Source organism: Agromyces sp. SYSU T00194, from assembly GCF_040496035.1.
Lineage (GTDB): Bacteria > Actinomycetota > Actinomycetes > Actinomycetales > Microbacteriaceae > Agromyces > Agromyces chitinivorans.
This window is the reverse complement of record NZ_JBEPJZ010000002.1, coordinates 474,066-491,390: the sequence shown is the minus strand read 5'-3', so window position 1 is coordinate 491,390 and position 17,325 is coordinate 474,066. Positions and strand designations below refer to the sequence as shown.

General features: G+C 73.3%; 14 protein-coding genes. 7 read left to right on the top strand and 7 right to left on the bottom strand.

Translation table 11 applies throughout. The features are described 5' to 3' along the window. Positions 1 to 26: 26 nt before the first annotated feature. Genes ABZK10_RS15085 through pepN (ABZK10_RS15070) form a run of 4 tightly spaced genes read right to left on the bottom strand, consistent with a single transcriptional unit; the run spans position 27 to position 7,266 of the window. Positions 27 to 1,694 (bottom strand): FAD-binding dehydrogenase, encoded by a 1,668-nt coding sequence (locus ABZK10_RS15085; RefSeq protein WP_353810114.1) that lies wholly within the window; start codon positions 1,692 to 1,694, stop codon positions 27 to 29. A gap of 28 nt (positions 1,695 to 1,722) precedes the next feature. Beyond that, positions 1,723 to 2,127: a globin gene (locus ABZK10_RS15080; RefSeq protein ID WP_353810113.1), complete on the bottom strand. Its 405-nt coding sequence runs from the start codon at positions 2,125 to 2,127 to the stop codon at positions 1,723 to 1,725. Next, the gene (pepN, locus tag ABZK10_RS15075; protein ID WP_353810112.1) at positions 2,124 to 4,709 is read right to left on the bottom strand and encodes an aminopeptidase N; all 2,586 of its coding nucleotides are present in this window, start codon (positions 4,707 to 4,709) and stop codon (positions 2,124 to 2,126) included. The genes ABZK10_RS15080 and pepN (ABZK10_RS15075) overlap by 4 nt, the downstream gene beginning before the upstream one ends. Positions 4,710 to 4,722: 13 nt before the next feature. Next, positions 4,723 to 7,266, bottom strand: coding sequence for an aminopeptidase N (gene pepN, locus ABZK10_RS15070; RefSeq protein ID WP_353810553.1), 2,544 nt, complete (start codon positions 7,264 to 7,266; stop codon positions 4,723 to 4,725). Between the two features lie 144 nt (positions 7,267 to 7,410). On the opposite strand from pepN (ABZK10_RS15070), the gene ABZK10_RS15065 reads away from it, so the two are divergent. The 6 genes from ABZK10_RS15065 to ABZK10_RS15040 all read left to right on the top strand — a co-directional run bounded on the left by ABZK10_RS15065 (position 7,411) and on the right by ABZK10_RS15040 (position 13,292). After that, positions 7,411 to 7,908 carry a ribose-5-phosphate isomerase gene (locus ABZK10_RS15065; protein WP_353810111.1) on the top strand — a complete coding sequence of 166 codons (498 nt, stop codon included), beginning with the start codon at positions 7,411 to 7,413 and terminating at the stop codon, positions 7,906 to 7,908. Between the two features lie 3 nt (positions 7,909 to 7,911). After that, positions 7,912 to 8,916, top strand: a complete 1,005-nt coding sequence (locus ABZK10_RS15060; protein ID WP_353810110.1) for an Fpg/Nei family DNA glycosylase — start codon at positions 7,912 to 7,914, stop codon at positions 8,914 to 8,916. Positions 8,917 to 8,950: 34 nt separating this feature from the next. Continuing rightward, positions 8,951 to 9,604, top strand: coding sequence for an FMN-binding negative transcriptional regulator (locus tag ABZK10_RS15055; protein ID WP_353810109.1), 654 nt, complete (start codon positions 8,951 to 8,953; stop codon positions 9,602 to 9,604). Continuing rightward, positions 9,601 to 11,076 carry an amidohydrolase gene (locus ABZK10_RS15050; RefSeq protein ID WP_353810108.1) on the top strand — a complete coding sequence of 492 codons (1,476 nt, stop codon included), beginning with the start codon at positions 9,601 to 9,603 and terminating at the stop codon, positions 11,074 to 11,076. The genes ABZK10_RS15055 and ABZK10_RS15050 overlap by 4 nt, the downstream gene beginning before the upstream one ends. A 163-nt stretch (positions 11,077 to 11,239) precedes the next feature. Continuing rightward, on the top strand, positions 11,240 to 12,634 hold the full coding sequence (locus ABZK10_RS15045) for a sensor histidine kinase (protein WP_353810107.1): 1,395 nt from the start codon (positions 11,240 to 11,242) through the stop codon (positions 12,632 to 12,634). Positions 12,635 to 12,638: 4 nt separating this feature from the next. Continuing rightward, on the top strand, positions 12,639 to 13,292 hold the full coding sequence (locus ABZK10_RS15040; protein WP_353810106.1) for a response regulator: 654 nt from the start codon (positions 12,639 to 12,641) through the stop codon (positions 13,290 to 13,292). A gap of 110 nt (positions 13,293 to 13,402) precedes the next feature. Here the strand turns inward: ABZK10_RS15040 and ABZK10_RS15035 are convergent, their stop codons facing one another. Then, positions 13,403 to 13,888, bottom strand: a complete 486-nt coding sequence (locus ABZK10_RS15035; RefSeq protein WP_353810105.1) for a Dps family protein — start codon at positions 13,886 to 13,888, stop codon at positions 13,403 to 13,405. Between the two features lie 140 nt (positions 13,889 to 14,028). On the opposite strand from ABZK10_RS15035, the gene ABZK10_RS15030 reads away from it, so the two are divergent. After that, positions 14,029 to 14,985 (top strand): L-lactate dehydrogenase, encoded by a 957-nt coding sequence (locus ABZK10_RS15030; protein WP_353810104.1) that lies wholly within the window; start codon positions 14,029 to 14,031, stop codon positions 14,983 to 14,985. On the opposite strand, the gene ABZK10_RS15025 is transcribed toward ABZK10_RS15030, so the two are convergent. Then, entirely contained in the window at positions 14,951 to 15,679 is a 729-nt protein-coding gene (locus ABZK10_RS15025; protein WP_353810103.1) for a DUF998 domain-containing protein, read from the bottom strand. The two genes, ABZK10_RS15030 and ABZK10_RS15025, sit on opposite strands and share 35 nt — an antisense overlap. A gap of 45 nt (positions 15,680 to 15,724) precedes the next feature. Next, positions 15,725 to 17,314 carry an HD domain-containing phosphohydrolase gene (locus tag ABZK10_RS15020; protein WP_353810102.1) on the bottom strand — a complete coding sequence of 530 codons (1,590 nt, stop codon included), beginning with the start codon at positions 17,312 to 17,314 and terminating at the stop codon, positions 15,725 to 15,727. Positions 17,315 to 17,325: the final 11 nt, after the last annotated feature.

Here is a 17,325-nt window from a genome sequence, read left to right as displayed (position 1 = left end):
GGGTGCGGGCGGACGCCCGCCGACGCCTACGACGCCGCGCGGGCGGCCGCGAGCCCCGCGGCGCGACCGCTGAAGAGGCATCCGCCGAGGAACGTGCCCTCGAGCGCGCGGTACCCGTGCATGCCGCCGCCGCCGAACCCGGCCGCCTCGCCGGCGGCGTAGAGCCCGGGCACCGGGGTGCCGTCGGCGCCGAGCACGCGCGACTCGAGGTCGGTCTGGATGCCGCCGAGCGACTTCCGGGTGAGCACGTGCAGCTTCACCGCGATGAGCGGCCCGGCCTTCGGGTCGAGGATGCGGTGCGGCGGTGCCACCCGGATGAGCTTGTCGCCGCGGTAGTGGCGGGCGCCGCGGATCGCCTGCACCTGCAGGTCCTTGCCGAACGGGTGGTCGATCTGGCGGTCGCGGGCGACGATCTCGCGCGTGATGCGGTCGGTGTCGAGGATGCCGCCGGGTGAGAGGCCCTGCATCTTGCGCAGCAGCTCGTCGAGCGTGTCGGCGACCACGAAGTCGGCCCCGCGTTCCTTGAACGCCTCGACGGGGCCGGGGGCGCCGGGTCGCACGCGCTGGGCCAGCAGCTTCACGTCCTTGCCCGTGAGGTCGGGGTTCTGCTCGCTGCCCGAGAGCGCGAACTCCTTCTCGATGATGCGCTGGGTGAGTACGAACCAGCTGTGGTCGTGCCCGGTCGCGAGGATGTGCTCGAGGGTGCCGAGCGTGTCGAAGCCCGGGAAGCACGGCGCGGGCATGCGCGCGCCGGTCGCGTCGAACCACATCGACGAGGGGCCCGGCAGGATGCGGATGCCGTGGGCCGGCCAGACGGGCGAGTGGTTGCGGATGCCCTCGGTGTAGTGCCACATGCGGTCGCCGTTGACGAGCCGGCCGCCCGCGGCCTCGGTGATGCCGAGCATGCGGCCGTCGACGTGCGACGGCACGCCCGACAGCATCGACTCCGGTGGCGGGCCGAGCCGCTCGGGCCAGTTCGCGCGCACCAGGTCGTGGTTGCCGCCGATGCCGCCGCTCGTGACGATCACGGCCGGCGCCCGGAGCTCGAAGTCGCCCGCGACGGTGCGGTTGGAGGTCTCGCCGCGCGCCGCGTCGCTCGGGGCGAGCACGGCGCCGCGCACGCCCACCACGCGGCCGTCCTCGACGATGAGCCCGTCGACGCGGTGCCGGTGGCGCGCCGCCGCCATCCCCTGGTGCACCGCGTGGCGCACCCGCGTGATGAACGGCTCCACCACGCCGGGGCCGGTGCCCCAGGTGATGTGGAAGCGCGGCACGGAGTTGCCGTGCCCGGAGGCGAGGCCGCCGCCGCGCTCGGCCCAGCCGACAACGGGGAAGAACCCGACGCCGCGCTCTCGCAGCCAGGCGCGCTTCTCGCCGGCGGCGAACTCGAGGTAGGCGTCGGCCCAGCGCCGGGCCCAGAGGTCCTCGTCGCGGTCGAAGCCGGCCGAGCCGTACCAGTCCTCGCGCGCGAGCGCGAGGCTGTCGTGCACGCCCATGGCGCGCTGCTCGGGGGTGTCGATCAGGAACAGCCCGCCGAACGACCACCAGGCCTGCCCGCCGAGGGACGCCTCCGGCTCCTGCTCGACGATGACGACGCTGCGGCCCTCCTCGGCCAACTCGGAGGCGGCCACGAGCCCGGCGAGGCCGGCTCCCACCACGATCGCATCGGGATGATCGAGGTCGGCTCGGGCCACGTCGGACTCCTTCGTCGTCGGAGCGCGACTAGGAGGACGGCGGAGGCGTCTCCTCGAACGTGTTCACCATGGCGAACGCGGCGCGCTGCAGGTAGTCCCAGAGCATACCCTCGTGCAACGGCGACAGCTCCAGGCTGTCCACCGCGCGGCGCATGTGCGCGAGCCACCGGTCGCGCGCGTCGGGGTTCACGTGGAAGCCCATGTGCCGCATGCGCAGGCGGGGGTGCCCGCGCTGCTCGCCGTAGGTCGTCGGGCCGCCCCAGTACTGCTCGAGGAACATGCGCAGCCGGTCCTCGGCGGGGCCGAGGTCCTCCTCGGGGTACATCGGCCGCAGCACCTCGTCGTCGGCGACCCCGCGGTAGAACTCGGCGACGAGTCGTGCGAACACGGGGGCACCGCCGACCTCCTCGTAGAAGCTCGTCGGCTCGCTCATGCGGTGCTCCCGTCGGGCACGGCGGCCTCGGCAGCGGCGGCGGCGTCGCGCGCGCGGGCGGCCAGGGCGCGCGCGAGCTCCGCGTGTCCCTCCGCGACCAGGCGCCGCAGGGCGGCGGGCGCGTCCGCGTTGGCGGCGAGCCACTCGGCGGCCGCGCGCTCGGTCCCCGCAGCGACGACGGGCGCCGGGAACAGGTGCGTGACGATCAGGTCGGCCATGGTGAAGCTGCGGCCGGCCCACACGTCTCGGAGCATCGCGAAGTAGTCGCCGACGCGCGACTCGAGCAGCGACACCGGGTGCGCGCGCAGGTACCCCGTGGAGATCGCCCGGGCCATGTCGTTGGACAGCGTCGTGTCGGTCGCGACCGCCGCCCACGCCGCGTCCTTGGTCTCGGCGTCGGGGCGCGCGGCGCGCGCGGTCGCAGCGTGCTGGCGCCCCTTGGCGGTGTCGTCGGCGGCGAGCGCGGCCGCGATCCGCTCGTCGTCGGCGGCGCCGAGTGCGGAGAGGGCGATCACGAGCTCCCAGCGCAGGTCGGTGTCGACCTCGAGGCCGGGCACCTGCACCACGCCGTCGACGAGTCCGGCGAGCACGTCGGCCTGGGCGGGCGTCGACGAGATCCGCGCGAACCCGAGCGCGTACTGCAGCTGCTCGTCGGAGCCCTCCGGGGCGAGCTGCACGAGGCTCCACAACGCGTCGCCGGCCTCGGCCTGCAGCTGCTCGCGGTGGTCCCCGGCGACGTAGCGGTCGAGCGCGGCCTGCAGTCGGGCGAGCGCGGAGGTGCGCGCCGACGAGGTCGTCTCGTGGCCGAGGTTGCCGATGACGAGCCGCACGAAGTCGCTCGCCGGCAGCTCGGCGTCGCGGGTCGCATCCCACGCCGCGCCCCAGACGACGGCGCGCGCCACGGGGTCGGCGATCTCGCCGAGGTGGTCGAGCGCGAACGCCGTCGACGCCGCGTCGAGCCGCACCTTGGCGTAGGTGAGGTCGTCGTCGTTCAGCAGCACGAGGTCGGGCCGCGCGGTGCCGACGAGCTCGGGCACCTCGGTGCGCGCGCCGTCGACGTCGAGCTCGATGCGCCGCACCCGCCGCACGCCATCGTCGCCGCGGTCGTAGCAGCCGACCGCGATGCGGTGCGGGCGCAGCACGGGGTGGTCGGCGACCGCCTCCTGCGCGATGGCGAAGGAGGTGATGCGCCCCGAGGCATCCGTCTCGATCTCGGTGCGCAGCGTGTTGACGCCGGCCGTCTCGAGCCAGGCCCGCGACCAGGCTCCGAGGTCGCGCCCGCTCGCCGCCTCGAGCTCGCCGAGCAGGTCGGCGAGCGTGGCGTTGCCCTCGGCATGCGCGCGCAGGTACGCGCCGACCCCCGCGTGGAACGGGTCGAGCCCGACCCAGGCGACGAGCTGCTTCAGCGTCGACGCGCCCTTGTCGTAGGTGATGCCGTCGAAGTTCACCTCGACGTCGGCGAGGTCGGTGATCCGGGCGACGATCGGATGCGTCGAGGGCAGCTGGTCCTGGCGCGCGGCGTTCGACTTGTCGCTCGTCGCGAAGCTCGCCCAGGCATCGGTGAACTCGCTGAGCTCGGCCGTGGCGAGCGTGGAGGCCCAGGTCGCGAACGACTCGTTCAGCCACAGGTCGTTCCACCACTTCATGGTCACGAGGTTGCCGAACCACATGTGCGCGAGCTCGTGCAGCACGACCAGGGTGCGCCGCTCCCGGCGGCTCTCCGGCACGCGCGAGCGGAACAGGTACGCCTCGTTGAAGGTGACCGCGCCGATGTTCTCCATCGCGCCCCAGTTGTACTCGGGCACGAAGATCTGGTCGTACTTCTCGTAGGGGAACGGCACGCCGTAGTTGTCGGAGTAGAAGCGGATGCCGCGCCGGACCGTCTCGAACATGAACTCGGGGTCCGCGTAGCGCGCGAGCGACGCGCGGGTGAACACGCCGAGCGGCACCACGCGGCCGTCGTCGAGCTCGGCGGTGTCGCGCCAGAGGGCGTACGGCCCCGCGACGAGCGCGACGATGTAGCTCGACATCACGGGGGTGTCGTCGAATTCCCAGACGGCGGCGCCGGCCGCGAGCCCTTCCGTCGGCAGCGGCGTCGACGCGTTGCCGAGCACCTGCCAGTGGTCGGGCGCGGTGATCGTGAAGCGGAAGCGCGCCTTGAGGTCGGGCTGGTCGAACACGGCGAAGACGCGGTTCGCCTGCGCCACCGCGAACTCGGTGTACAGGTAGACGGCGCCGTCGACCGGATCGACGAACCGGTGCAGCCCCTCGCCGGTGTTCGTGTACGCGCCGTCGAACACGACCCGCAGCTCGTTGCGGGCGGCGAGCCCGTCGAGGCGGATGCGGTCGCCCGCGAACACGTCGGCCGCATCGAGCGCTCGGCCGTTGAGCACGACCTCGCGCACGGCATCGGCGGTCGCCTCGATGAACGTCGAGGCGCCCTCGGCGGCGGTGAAGGTCACGACCGTCTCGCTGCCGAAGTGCGTGTCGCCGCGGGTCAGATCGATCGCGACGTCGTAGCGCTCCACCTCGACGAGGGCCGCTCGGGCCTCCGCCTCGGCACGGGTCAGGTTCGCGGGCACCGTGTCCTCCTGCCTATCGGGCGTCGCGCGCCTGGGCCGCGAGCGCGCGCTCGACGCCGGCGAGGTTCTCGGCGACCAGGCGGCGCAGCGCCGGGATGTCGGGGTGCGTGTCGAGCCAGGCACGGGTCGCGTCGGCGAGCGCCCGGTTCGCCAGCGGCGACGGGTAGAGCCCGACGATCAGCTTCTCGGCGATCGCGTAGCTGCGGTCGTGCCAGACGCGCTCGAGCATGTCGAAGTACTGCGCGACGAACGGCTCGAGCACCGTCGGGTCGGCCGCCCGCAGGAAGCCGAGCGCGGTCGTGCGCACGATGGTGTTCGGCGCGTCGTCGGCGACCACGAGCGAGTCCCAGGCACGCTGCTTGCCCGCCACGGTCGGGATCGCGGCGCGGGCGTGCGCGGCCGACTGGCGGCCCGTGGCCGTGTCGTCCGCGGCGAGGCGGGCGTCGATCTCGGCGTCGCCGGCGCGCGCGCCCGCGACGAGTGCGATGAGCAGCTCCCAGCCGAGGTCGGTGTCGATGTCGAGGCCCTCGAGCGCGGTGTCGCCGGCGAGCAGCGCCGCGACGGCGTCGAGGTGCGACGACGACTCGGCCGTCGCGGCGAACGCCTTCACGAACTGGAACTGCGCGTCGCTGCCGGGCACGGCGGCCTGCGCGAGGCCCCAGAGCGCGTCGGCGACGTCGCGCACGACCGCGTCGCGGCCCTCGGGCGCCGAGTAGGCGCTCGCGGCGAGCGCGAGCTGTGCGAGGGTGGTGCGCAGCGTGGTCGACTCGGTCTCGGTGGCGATGTTGCCGAGCACCAGCGCGACCCAGTCGCGGGTGGGCGTCTCGGCATCGCGCGTGGCGTCCCACGCCGAGCCCCAGACGAGCGAGCGGGCCAGCGGGTTCTCGATCGAGGAGAGGTGCGCGATCGCGACGCCGAGCGACGCCTCGTCGAGGCGCACCTTGGCGTAGGCGAGGTCGTCGTCGTTCAGCAGCACGAGGTCGGGGCGCGCGCGGCCGACCAGCTCGGCGACCTCGGTGCGCTCGCCGTCGACGTCGAGCTCGACGCGGTGCGTGCGCACGAGCGCGCCGTCGGCGAGGTCGTAGAAGCCGATCGCGAGGCGATGCGGGCGGATCGTCGGGTAGTCGGCGGCCGCGGACTGCAGCACGGCGAAGGACGTGATCGTGCCCGAGGCATCCGTCTCGATCTCGGGGCGCAGCGTGTTCACGCCGGCCGTCTCGAGCCAGAGCGCCGCCCAGCCCGACAGGTCGCGGCCGCTCGCCGCCTCGAGCTCGACGAGCAGGTCGGCGAGGGTCGTGTTGCCCCAGGCGTGCTTCCGGAAGTAGGCGCCGACGCCCGCGAAGAACGCCTCGCGGCCGACCCAGGCGACGAGCTGCTTCAGCACCGAGCCGCCCTTGGCGTAGGTGATGCCGTCGAAGTTGACCTGCACGTCCTCGAGGTCGCGGATCTCGGCGACGATCGGGTGCGTCGAGGGCAGCTGGTCCTGCCGGTACGCCCAGCTCTTCTCCATCGCCGCGAACGTGGTCCACGCCTCGGTCCACTCGGTCGCCTCGGCGGTCGCCATGGTCGACGCCCACTCCGCGAACGACTCGTTCAGCCAGAGGTCGTTCCACCACTTCATGGTCACGAGGTCGCCGAACCACATGTGGGCCAGCTCGTGCAGGATCGTCACGACCCGGCGCTCGCGGATCGCGTCGGTCACCTTGGAGCGGAACACGTAGGTCTCGGTGAAGGTCACCGCGCCCGCGTTCTCCATGGCGCCCGCGTTGAACTCGGGCACGAAGAGCTGGTCGTACTTCTCGAACGGGTAGGCGACGCCGAACCGCTCCTCGAAGTAGGCGAAGCCCTGGCGGGTCTTCTCGAACACGTAGTCGGCGTCGAGGTACTCGGCCAGGCTCGCGCGGCTGAACACGCCGAGGGGGATGGTGCGGCCGTCGCTCGAGGTGAGCTCGGAGCGGGTCACCGTGTAGGGGCCGGCGACGAGCGCGGTGATGTAGCTCGAGATGCGCGGGGTCGGCGCGAAGGCCCAGGTGGCGATGCCGTCGCCAGCCGGGGTCGGCTCGGGCGTGGTCTGGTTCGACACGACCTGCCAGTGGTCGGGCGCGGTCACGGTGAACGAGAACGCGGCCTTCAGGTCGGGCTGCTCGAAGACGGCGAACATGCGGCGCGAGTCGGGCACCTCGAACTGCGAGTACAGGTAGACCTCGTCGTCGACCGGGTCGACGAAGCGGTGCAGGCCCTCGCCCGTGTTCGTGTACTCGGCGTCGGCATCGATGACGAGCACGTTCTCGTCGGCGAGGTCGTCGAGCGCGATGCGCACCCCGTCGGCGACCGCGGCCGGGTCGAGCTCGCGGCCGTTCAGGGTGACCGAGTGCACCGTGCGCGTGATGGCGTCGATGAAGGTCGAGGCGCCGGCGGATGCGGCGAAGCGGACCGTCGTCGTCGAGCGGAACACCTCCGGACCGGTCGTCAGGTCGAGCACGACGTCGTAGTCGTGGACCGTCACGAGCGCGGCGCGCTCCTCGGCTTCGATGCGGGTGAGGTTCTCTCCGGGCACGTACGTCTCCTGCGGGTCGAGGGTGAGGCGTGCGGGCGTCGCTCGTGGCGGCGCCGCACGGTCCACCAGCCTAATTCCCGTGGCCGGGAAGCGGGTCATCGGCGCCGATCACGCGGGCTCGCCGCGCTGCCTAGACTTGGCCCCATGCGCATCCACATCGCGACCGACCACGCCGGCCTCGACTTCAGCCGGCACCTGCAGGAGCACCTCGCGGCGGCCGGCCACGAGGTCGTCGACCACGGTCCGGTCGAGTACGACGCCCTCGACGACTACCCGGCGTTCTGCATCAACGCGGCGCTCGGCGTGGTGCGCGACCAGCGCGACGGCGTCGAGGCGCTCGGCGTCGTGTTCGGCGGGTCGGGCAACGGCGAGCAGATCGCCGCGAACAAGGTCGAGGGCATCCGCGCCGCCCTGGTCTGGAGCCTCGATACGGCGCTGCTCGCGCGCCAGCACAACGACGCGAACGTCATCTCGATCGGCGCCCGCCAGCACACCGTCGACGAGGCGACCGCGTTCATCGACGCCTTCATCGCCGAGCCGTTCTCGGGCGAGGAGCGCCACGCGCGCCGCATCGCGCAGCTTGCCGAGTTCGAGTCGACCGGCGACATCGCGGGCAAGGGCGTCGACCGCGCCGGGGCGTAGCGGATGCCCGAGGGCCATTCCGTCCACCGCATCACCCGCCAGTTCGCGCGCAACTTCGTCGGGCACGTCGTGCGCGCCTCGAGCCCGCAGGGGCGCTTCGCCGAGGGTGCCGCGGTCATCGACGGCCGGCGCATGGTCGACGCGCGCGCCGTCGGCAAGCAGATGTTCCTCGAGTTCGAGGGCGGCGTCTGGCTGCGCGTGCACCTCGGCATGTACGGCGCGTGGGACTTCGCGGGCGACATCCGCATGGACGCCACGATCGCCTCCGCCAACGGCCGCATGGGCCAGACGAACCAGCGCGGCACGTTCCTGGACGCGCCGAACCCCGACGCGGTCGTGCTCGATGCGGCGGGGGAGAACTCGCTGACCTCGATCGGTGCGCCCCGCAAGGCCCGCCTGCGCATGTCGGAGGCCGAGAAGGAGTCGGATGCCCCCGACGAGTTCCCGCCCGAGCCGGTCGGCCAGGTGCGCGTGCGACTGCTGACCGACACCGTGTGCGCCGACCTGCGCGGCCCGACGGCGTGCGAGGTGCGCGACGCCGCCGAGATCGAGCAGGTGGTGGGCAAGCTCGGCCCCGACCCGCTGGTCGACGACACGGATGCCGCGGAGGAGCGCTTCACCGAGGTGGTGCGTCGCAAGCCGACGCCCATCGGCCTGCTGCTCATGGACCAGTCCGTCGTGAGCGGCATCGGCAACGTGTACCGCGCCGAACTGCTCTACCGCGCGCGACTCGACCCGCACACGCCCGGGAGGCTCGTCCCCGAGGAGACCGTGCGCGCACTCTGGCGCGACTGGACGCACCTGCTGAGGATCGGCGTCGAGACCGGCCAGATGATGACCATGGACGGGCTCGACCCCGACGCCTGGCGGGCCGCGATGGCCGACCGCGCCGACCGGCACTGGGTCTACAAGCGCGAAGGGCTGCCGTGCCGCACCTGCGGCACGAACATCGTGCTCGAGGAGATGGGCGCCCGCAAGCTCTACTGGTGCCCCACCTGCCAGACCTGAACGACCAGACCGACCGACCGGAGAGGGGCAGCGGATGCGACAGAACCCCAGTTTCACGCTCGCGAGCGACGAAGGCGTGAAGCGCCTCGTGCGCCAGAACCCGTGGGCCACGATCGTGTCGCACACGCGCGAGCGCGGGCTCGTGGCATCCCACTACCCGGTCCTGCTCGACGAGGAGGCCCAGGGCATCGTGCTGCTCACCCACGTGGGCCGTCCAGACGAGCAGCTGCACGAGCTCGGCGAGCACGAGGTGCTCGTGGTCGTGCAGGGGCCGCACGGCTACATCTCGCCCGGCTGGTACGACGCGCGCCCGGCCGTGCCGACCTGGAACTTCACGACCGCGCACCTGCACGGCACGCCGGAGATCCTGTCGGATGCGGAGAACCTCGCGGTGCTCGAGGCCCTCGTGGCGCACTTCGAGGGCGCCATGGCCGAGCCGCGGCTCATGCGGGGCACCGTCGAGAACGCCGCCTACGCGGAGCGCATCGTGGCGGGCACGGTGGGACTGCGCATCCCGATCACGCGCTTCGAGGCGAAGGACAAGATGAGCCAGAACAGGCCGCCCGAGACGGTCGAGCACATCATCGCCGAGCTCGAGGGCGACGGGCCGTATGCGGATGCCGCGCTGGCGCGGGAGATGCGCCGGGCGCGCGACGCCCGGGCGGCGGGCGCCGGGGGCGCGCGGTGAGTCGCCTCGTCATCGGCGGTGCGCGCCCGCTCGGCGCCGACGCCCCCGTCGACGTCGAGATCGGCGACGGGCGGATCACCGCGATCGTGCCCGCGGGCGAGGGCGCCCGCGACGCCCGGCGCATCGCGGCCGACGGGCGCATCGTGCTCCCCGGGCTCTGGGACCGGCACGTGCACGCCTCGCAGTGGGCGCAGCGCGCGCAGCGGGTCGACGTCTCGACCGCGGCGAGCGCGGCGGAGGCCGCCGCACTCGCGGGCTTCGCGGCCGCCGCACGCGACGAGGTCGTCGGCATGGGGTACCAGGACGCCCTCTGGCCCGACGCGCCGGACCGCGCGACGCTCGACGCCACCACGGGCGACGTGCCGGTGGCGCTGGTCTCGCACGACCTGCATGCGTGCTGGCTGAACTCCGCCGCGCTGATGCGACACGGCCGCCCGGGGCATCCGACCGGCGTCCTCCGCGAGGAGGAGGCGTTCGACGTCGTGCGCGTGCTCGACGACGTGGGCGACGAGACGCTCGACCGCTGGGTCGGCGACGCCATGCGCGCGGCGGCCGCGCGCGGCATCGTCGGCATCGTCGACCTCGAGATGCGCTGGAACGCCGACGACTGGCGCCGGCGCGTGCGCGGGGGCGCGACCGACGTCCGGGTCGAGTTCGGCGTCTACACGCAGCACCTCGAGCGCGCGATCGACGAGGGGTTCCGCACCGGCGTGGTGCTCGCGGGCACCGACGGCCTCGTCGAGGTGGGGCCGTACAAGGTGATCACCGACGGCTCGCTCAACACGCTCACCGCGTGGTGCGTCGACCCCTACCCGGGGCTGTCGGGACCCGACGCCCGCGGGCTCGCGACCGTGCCGCCCGAGCACCTGCTGCCCCTGCTGCAGCGCGCGGCCGGGGCGGGCCTCGTGCCGGCCGTGCACGCCATCGGCGACCGGGCCAACCGCGAGGCGCTGCGCGCCCTCGCGCAGGTGGAGCCCGTGCCGTTCGCCTCGGGGGCGCGCCGCGGCTCCATCGAGCACGCGCAGTTGCTGCAGCGCGACGACCTGGCGCGCTTCGCGACACTCGGCGTCGTCGCCAGCGTGCAGCCCGAGCACGCCATGGACGACCGCGACATCGCGGAACGGCACTGGGCAGGCCGCACCGATCGGGCGTTCATGCTGCGCAGCCTCATCGAGGCGGGTGCCGAGCTCGCGCTCGGCTCGGACGCCCCGGTCGCGCCGCTCGACCCGTGGATCACCGTCGCGGCGGCCGTCGGCCGGAGCCGCGACGGGCGCGACCCGTGGCACCCCGAGCAGGCGATCGACGCGGCCACGGCGCTGGCCGCGTCGGTGCGCACGCGCATCGCGGTGGGCGAGCCGGCCGACCTGGTGCTCGTCGAGCGCGACCCGTTGCTCGCGGACGCGGAGGAGCTGCGCACCATGCCGGTCGCGGCGACGCTCCTCGGCGGGCGGCCCACGCACCTCGCCGTCTGAGGCGCGGGCGCCGGGGCGTGCAGCCGGCGGTGCCGCGCACTGCGACGGGGGAGAACCCCCCTCCCGATCCGGGCGGTCGCCGGGTGCCGCCGCGGCGCGCCGCGCCCGAGGCTGGAGGCGTGCCCGACGCACGCGGACGCCAGAATGATCCCGGAGGACTCCCATGAGCGAGAACGACACCGCACCCCGCCGCCGGCGCGGGTACTTCGGCCTCTGGGCCGGCATGCCCCGGGAACTGGTGTTCCTCCTCATCGCCATGCCCATCGCGTGGGTCGGGTTCAGCGTCACGGTCGGGCTCGTCTCGACCGGCCTCGGCCTGCTCGTGCTCGTCGTCGGCGTGCTGTTCCTCACGGCCACCTTCTACGTGGCGCGCGGATTCGGCTGGACCGAGCTGCGCCTGCTGCAGTGGACGGGCCGGCGCGAGATCGCGTCGCCGTGGCCGCCGGCGTCGACGACCCCGTCGTTCTGGCGCGGCGCGCTCGGCCCGTTCATCGACGGGCACTACTGGCTGTACGTGCTCCACGTGCTCGTCGTCGCGCCGGTCGTCAGTCTCGTCACCTTCATCGTCACGGTGGTCTGGGTCTCCCTCGGGCTCGGTGGTGCGACCTACTGGTTCTGGGAGCGGTGGCTGCCGCTCGACGGGCAGGACGTCTGGACGGTCGAGGTCGTGTGGGAGTTCCTGTTCGGCGTGCCGCTCACCATGGACCCGCGGCAGGCCGAGTCGGTCTTCCTGCTCGTCGTCGGCGTGGTGTTCCTCGTGACCCTGCCGCTCATCACGCGCGGGCTCACCCTGCTGCACCAGGTGGTGGCGCGGGGCCTCCTCGGCCCGTGGCGCTCGCAGGCGCTCGAGCGCGAGGTGCAGCAGCTGTCGGCGTCGCGCGGCGCGGCCGTGCAGGCGGAGGACCGGTCGCTGCGCCGCCTCGAGCGCGACATCCACGACGGCCCGCAGCAGCGGCTCGTGCGGCTGCAGATGGACCTCGCCGCCGCCGAGCGCGCGATCGCCAAGGACCCGGACGTCGCGCCGCAGGTGCTCGGCGAGGCGCGCGAGCAGGCGCGGGAGGCGCTCGACGAGCTGCGTGCGCTCTCGCGGGGGTTCGCGCCGCCGATCCTGCAGGACCGCGGCCTCGCGGCCGGGCTCGCCTCGCTCGCCGCACGGAGTCCCGTGCCGGTCGAGGAGCACGTCGACCTTCCCGCCGACGTGGGCGTCCCCGCCGAGATCGAGCGCAACGTCTACTTCATCGCGGCGGAGCTGCTGACCAACGCCGCCAAGCACGCCGGCGCGAGGGCGATCGGGCTGCACGCGTCCGTGCGCCGCGCGCCCGCTGGCGGCGAATCGTGGCTCGACCTCTGGGTGATCGACGACGGCACCGGCGGCGCGGTCATCGTGCCGGGCCACGGGCTGAGCGGGCTCGAGGAGCGGGTGCGCGGACTCCGCGGCATCCTGCGCATCGACAGCCCGGACGGCGGGCCGACGACCGCGGGCGCGCACGTGCCGTTCACGGCGTTGCCGGCGACCGCTGCACCGTCGCAGGAGCCCGACGCGGCACCCCTATCCTGAGAGCGTGACGGATGCTGCGCTGCGGGTCGTGCTGGCCGAGGACTCGGTGCTCCTGCGCGAGGGGCTCGTTCGGCTCTTCGACGAGGCCGGGTTCGAGACGGTCGGCTCGTTCGGCGACGCCGACGCGCTGCTCGCCGAGATCGGCTCGCTCGATCCCGACATCGCGGTGCTCGACGTGCGCATGCCCCCGACGTTCCGTGACGAGGGCGTGCGCGCGGCGCTGGAGCTGCGCAGGCGGATGCCCCGCCTCGGCGTGCTGCTGCTCAGCCAGTACATCGAGGGCACCTACGCCCAGGAACTGCTCTCGTCGGGCGAGGGCGGCATGGGCTACCTGCTGAAGGACCGCGTCGCCTCGCTCGACGAGCTGGAGGACGCCGTGACCCGCGTCAGCCAGGGCGGCACCGTGCTCGACCCGCAGGTCGTGCGCGAGCTCATCGGCCGGCGCGCCGACCCGCTCGCCTCGCTCACCCCGCGCGAGCGCGAGGTGCTCGCGCTCATGGCCGAGGGCCGCACGAACGGGGGCATCGCCCAGCAGCTCTACATCGGCGTGGGCGCGGTCGAGAAGAACGTCACGTCGATCTTCGCCAAGCTCGCCCTCGAGGACTCCGGTTCCGACCACCGGCGCGTGCTCGCGGTGCTGGCCTGGCTCCAGCGCTGACCCACCCCGCGGCATCCGGCTCGAGACGCGGAACGGCCCGGCTCCGCTCGTGCGGGGCCGGGCCGTCGTGCGGGCATGCGCCCGCAGCATCCGTGCTCGTGTGCCGTCGGTCAGTCGACGCTGATGTGCGAGAACAGGAACCAGCGGTCCTTGTCGAGTCCGCGCCGGATCTCGATCGCGATGTCCTGGCTGGTGAGGTCGAGGTCGTCGAGCCCGTCGATCGCCGCATTCACCTTCTCGAGCGCGAGGTCGATCTGCGCGATGACCTGTTCGATGGTCGGCTCGGCCTGCTGGAAGCCCGCCTTGGGCGTGGTGGCCCCCGAACCGGCGACGGTCGCGAGCCGGGCGTCGATCGGCAGGCCGAGGGCGACCACGCGCTCGGCGGCCAGGTCGGACCACTCCTGCGCGTGGGCGACCACGTCGTCGAGGAGCTCGTGCACGGCGATGAAGTTCGGTCCGCGCACGTGCCAGTGCGCCTGCTTGCCGTTGACGGCGAGCGCGACGAGCTGGTGCACGACCGGGGTGAGGAACTGCGCGACCCCGGCGGCGACGTCGGGATTCGAGCTCGCCTGCGGGGGTACCTGCGTGTCGGTCATTCGTTGTCCACCTTCCCTGGATACGTCGTCGATCGTCACGGTACGCCGATGATCGGGGATTTCAAGCAAGGTTCGGCTGCCCTCACCCGCTTCGCGCGCGGCACTGTTGCGTACCGGGTGCAGGCGACCAAGATGGAGCCATGGCCGTCATCGAGAACTCCAAGCTCACCGTCATCGGCGCGGGCGCGGTCGGCGCCTCCGTCGCGCTGTCCGCCCTCGTCCGGGGCAGCGCCCGCGAGGTCGCCCTGTACGACATCGACCGCAAGAAGGCCGAGGCGGAGGTGCTCGACCTCGCCCACGGCACGCTGTTCGCAGGTTCGTCCACGATCGTCGGGGGCGACGACCTCGACGTCGTGACCGGCTCGAACATGGTGATCATCACCGCCGGTGCGAAGCAGAAGCCGGGCCAGACCCGCCTCGACCTGGCCGGGGCGAACATCGCGATCATGAAGAGCCTGATGCCGCAGCTGCTCGACCGGGCACCCGACGCGGTCTACATGCTCGTCACGAACCCCTGCGACGTGCTCACCGTCGCCGCCCAGAAGATCACCGGGCTGCCGAGTTCGCGCGTGTTCTCGTCGGGCACGGTGCTCGACTCGTCCCGACTGCGCTGGCTGATCGCTCAGCGGGCCGACGTCGCGAGCTCGAGCGTGCACGCGATGATCGTCGGCGAGCACGGCGACTCCGAGTTCCCGCTCTGGTCGCACGCGACCATCGGCCCGGTGCCGATCCGCGACTGGGCGGCGGCGCAGTCGACGGTCAAGCCCGAGCTCGGCGACTTCGACGCGATCGCCGACGAGGTGCGCACCGCGGCCTACACGATCATCGAGGGCAAGGGCGCGACCAACCACGCCATCGGCCTCTCCGCGGCCCGCATCGCCGAGGCGGTGCTGCACGACCAGCGCGCGGTGCTGCCCGTCTCGAGCGTGCTCGACGACTACCTCGGCGAGTCGGGCGTGGCCCTCTCGGTGCCGTCGATCGTCGACTCGTCGGGCGTCGCCGACGTGCTGCGCATCCCGTTCGACGACGACGAGGCGGCGAAGTTCGCCGCCTCGGCGCAGGTCATCCGCGACTCGCTGCAGACGCTCGGGATCTGAGCTCGGGCGCCACGGGCACCCGGAGCATCCGCACCGCCATCGTCAGCTGCCAGGGCACCCGCAGCAGGACGACGAAGACGAGCTGGGTGAGGCCGGGGTACGGGCGCAGCGGGCCGTCCTCGGGCAACGCGCAGATCGCCATGACCACGTGCGCCGCCACCAGCAGCGCGGCGACCACGATCGAGTAGGGCACGAGCCCGCGCCAGCGGGCGTCCGCACGCATGCGCGGGATGATCGCGATGATCGCGAGCGTGCCGACGACGAAGTACATGAACCCTCCGACCGCGTGCAGGCCGGGGTCGACGAGTTCGCCGGACGCCTCGCGCCGAAGCGGGAACGCGGCGCCCCAGAGCAGCCCGACCCCGGTCACCCCGATCAGGGAGGGACCGATCCAGCCGAGGCGCGACGGTGCCATCGCCCGGTGCAGCCCCGCCGCGAAGACCAGCGTCATCAGGCCGTAGACGATGAAGCTCACCGTCTGGATCCAGCCCGCATCGCCGGCCGCGAGCGCCGAGGCGGGTTCGCCGATGAGGTCGAACTCCTCGCTGCGCGCCGCGGCCTGGATCAGCCAGGCGGCGACGAACAGCGCCGGGCCGATGAGTCCGGCGCACGCTCCCGCGCGCACGATCCGCGATCGCTGCTCGAGCCGAGGCACCGTGCCGGAGCGCTCGATCGTGACATCCGTGTCGTCCATGGTCGTCCCCCTCGTCGTGCCCGTCACCGGGTCCTGGCAACGACGCTAGGAGCGGGCGGATGCCTCGTCGATCGGGAGTTCTCCCCAGGCCAGGAGCCCGTGCTGCATGGCGAAGAGGGTGGCGGCGGGGCGTGAGGAGACCCCCATCTTCGCGTAGGCGTTCTGCACGTGCCGGTCCGCGGTCTTCACGGCGATGCCGAGCTCGCGCGCGATCTGCTTCGTGGCGTGGCCGTGCGCGAGGCGCGCGACGACCTGCACCTCGCGGCGGCTGAGTCCGGCGGGCCGCGGCACGTCGCCCACCGGTTCGCCCGCCGCCTCGAGCACCGCGCTGACGCACTCCGCGTCGAGCCGCCCCGCCGCGGCCTCGTCGCGGAGCTCCTGCGCCGCGAGGTCGGGGGGAATCGGCGGCCGGCCGTGGCGCGGTTCCACGCGCACCCGGAAGGCGTCGGCGGCGGCGAGGATGCGGGCCAGCGGGTGGATCGCGTCCCCGGACTCGCCGCGGTGGTAGCCGGAGCCGTCCATGGCCTCGTGGTGGTGGCTGGCGATCGGGTCGAGCGCCGCGAGGGTGGGCGAGGCGGCGAGCACCTGCTGCGTGTGGTACGGGTGCAGCCGCACCTGCTCGCGGTCGTCCCGGGACAGCGGCTCGGGCTTCGTCCAGATGTCGGCCCAGACGGTGACACCGCCCACGTCGTGCACGGAGCCCGCGCGGCGCACCCGGGCCACGTCCGCCTCTCCGCAGCCCGCGAGGGCCGCGGCGCGCGCTGCGAGGCGGGAGACGCCGCCGCTGTGGCCCGCGAGGCATGGCGCGGCCAGGTCCGCGAACTCCCCGAACGCGGCGAGCGCGTCGTCGAGGGCCGCTCCGCCGAGTTCGAGGTGCGGGCGGGGTTCGCGCTCCAGCACGTCGAGGCGGAACGCGTCGGGCGACTCCTCGAGGAGCGCGAGATGGTCCGCCAGGAAGGCGCCGGCGACATCGGGGTCGAATGCGCCGCCCGCCCTGCTCCGCATGATCGCGGCGACCTCGTGGGCCGGATGGAGCGTCGACTGGAACGCGGCGTCGACGGCGAGGTGCGCGATGCGCAGCGACATCGGAAGCTCCTCGGCCGCTCGCCGGTGCGGGATGCCGCGACCGTCCCAGCGCTCGGTCACCATGCCGAGCCCCTCCTGCACGTCGGACGGGAGGCCGAACCGTGCGCTCAGCATCGGACCGACCTCGCACATGGCCGTGAAGTGCTCGGGCCTCGCCCGCGCCCAGCGGGTCATGACGGAGACGGTGTGCGCGGCGCGGTCGAGCGGGTTCGGGTGCCCGACCCCGACTGCGTGCAGGGCGCCCCGGAACTGCTCGCCCGGGGAGCCGAAGATGATCGGATCGATGTGGGCGGAGGTCGCACCCGGCGCCATCACCTCCGCCGAGAAATGCGCGTCGGTCGTGCAGGTGACGTGCAGCAGCAGGGCGGTCAGCCACGCGGCCCGTTCGGTCTGCGGGTCGACGCCGAGTGCGCGTGCGAGGCGGGCGGCGACCACGCCCGAGTGCATCCCCTGCTCGAGCGGGCGGCCCATGCCGTAGTCGATCGCGAGCGACAGCGCGGCGACGATCTCCGCCGTCCGTACCCGTTCCCCCGACCCGGTACCGGCCATGCCCCACAGGG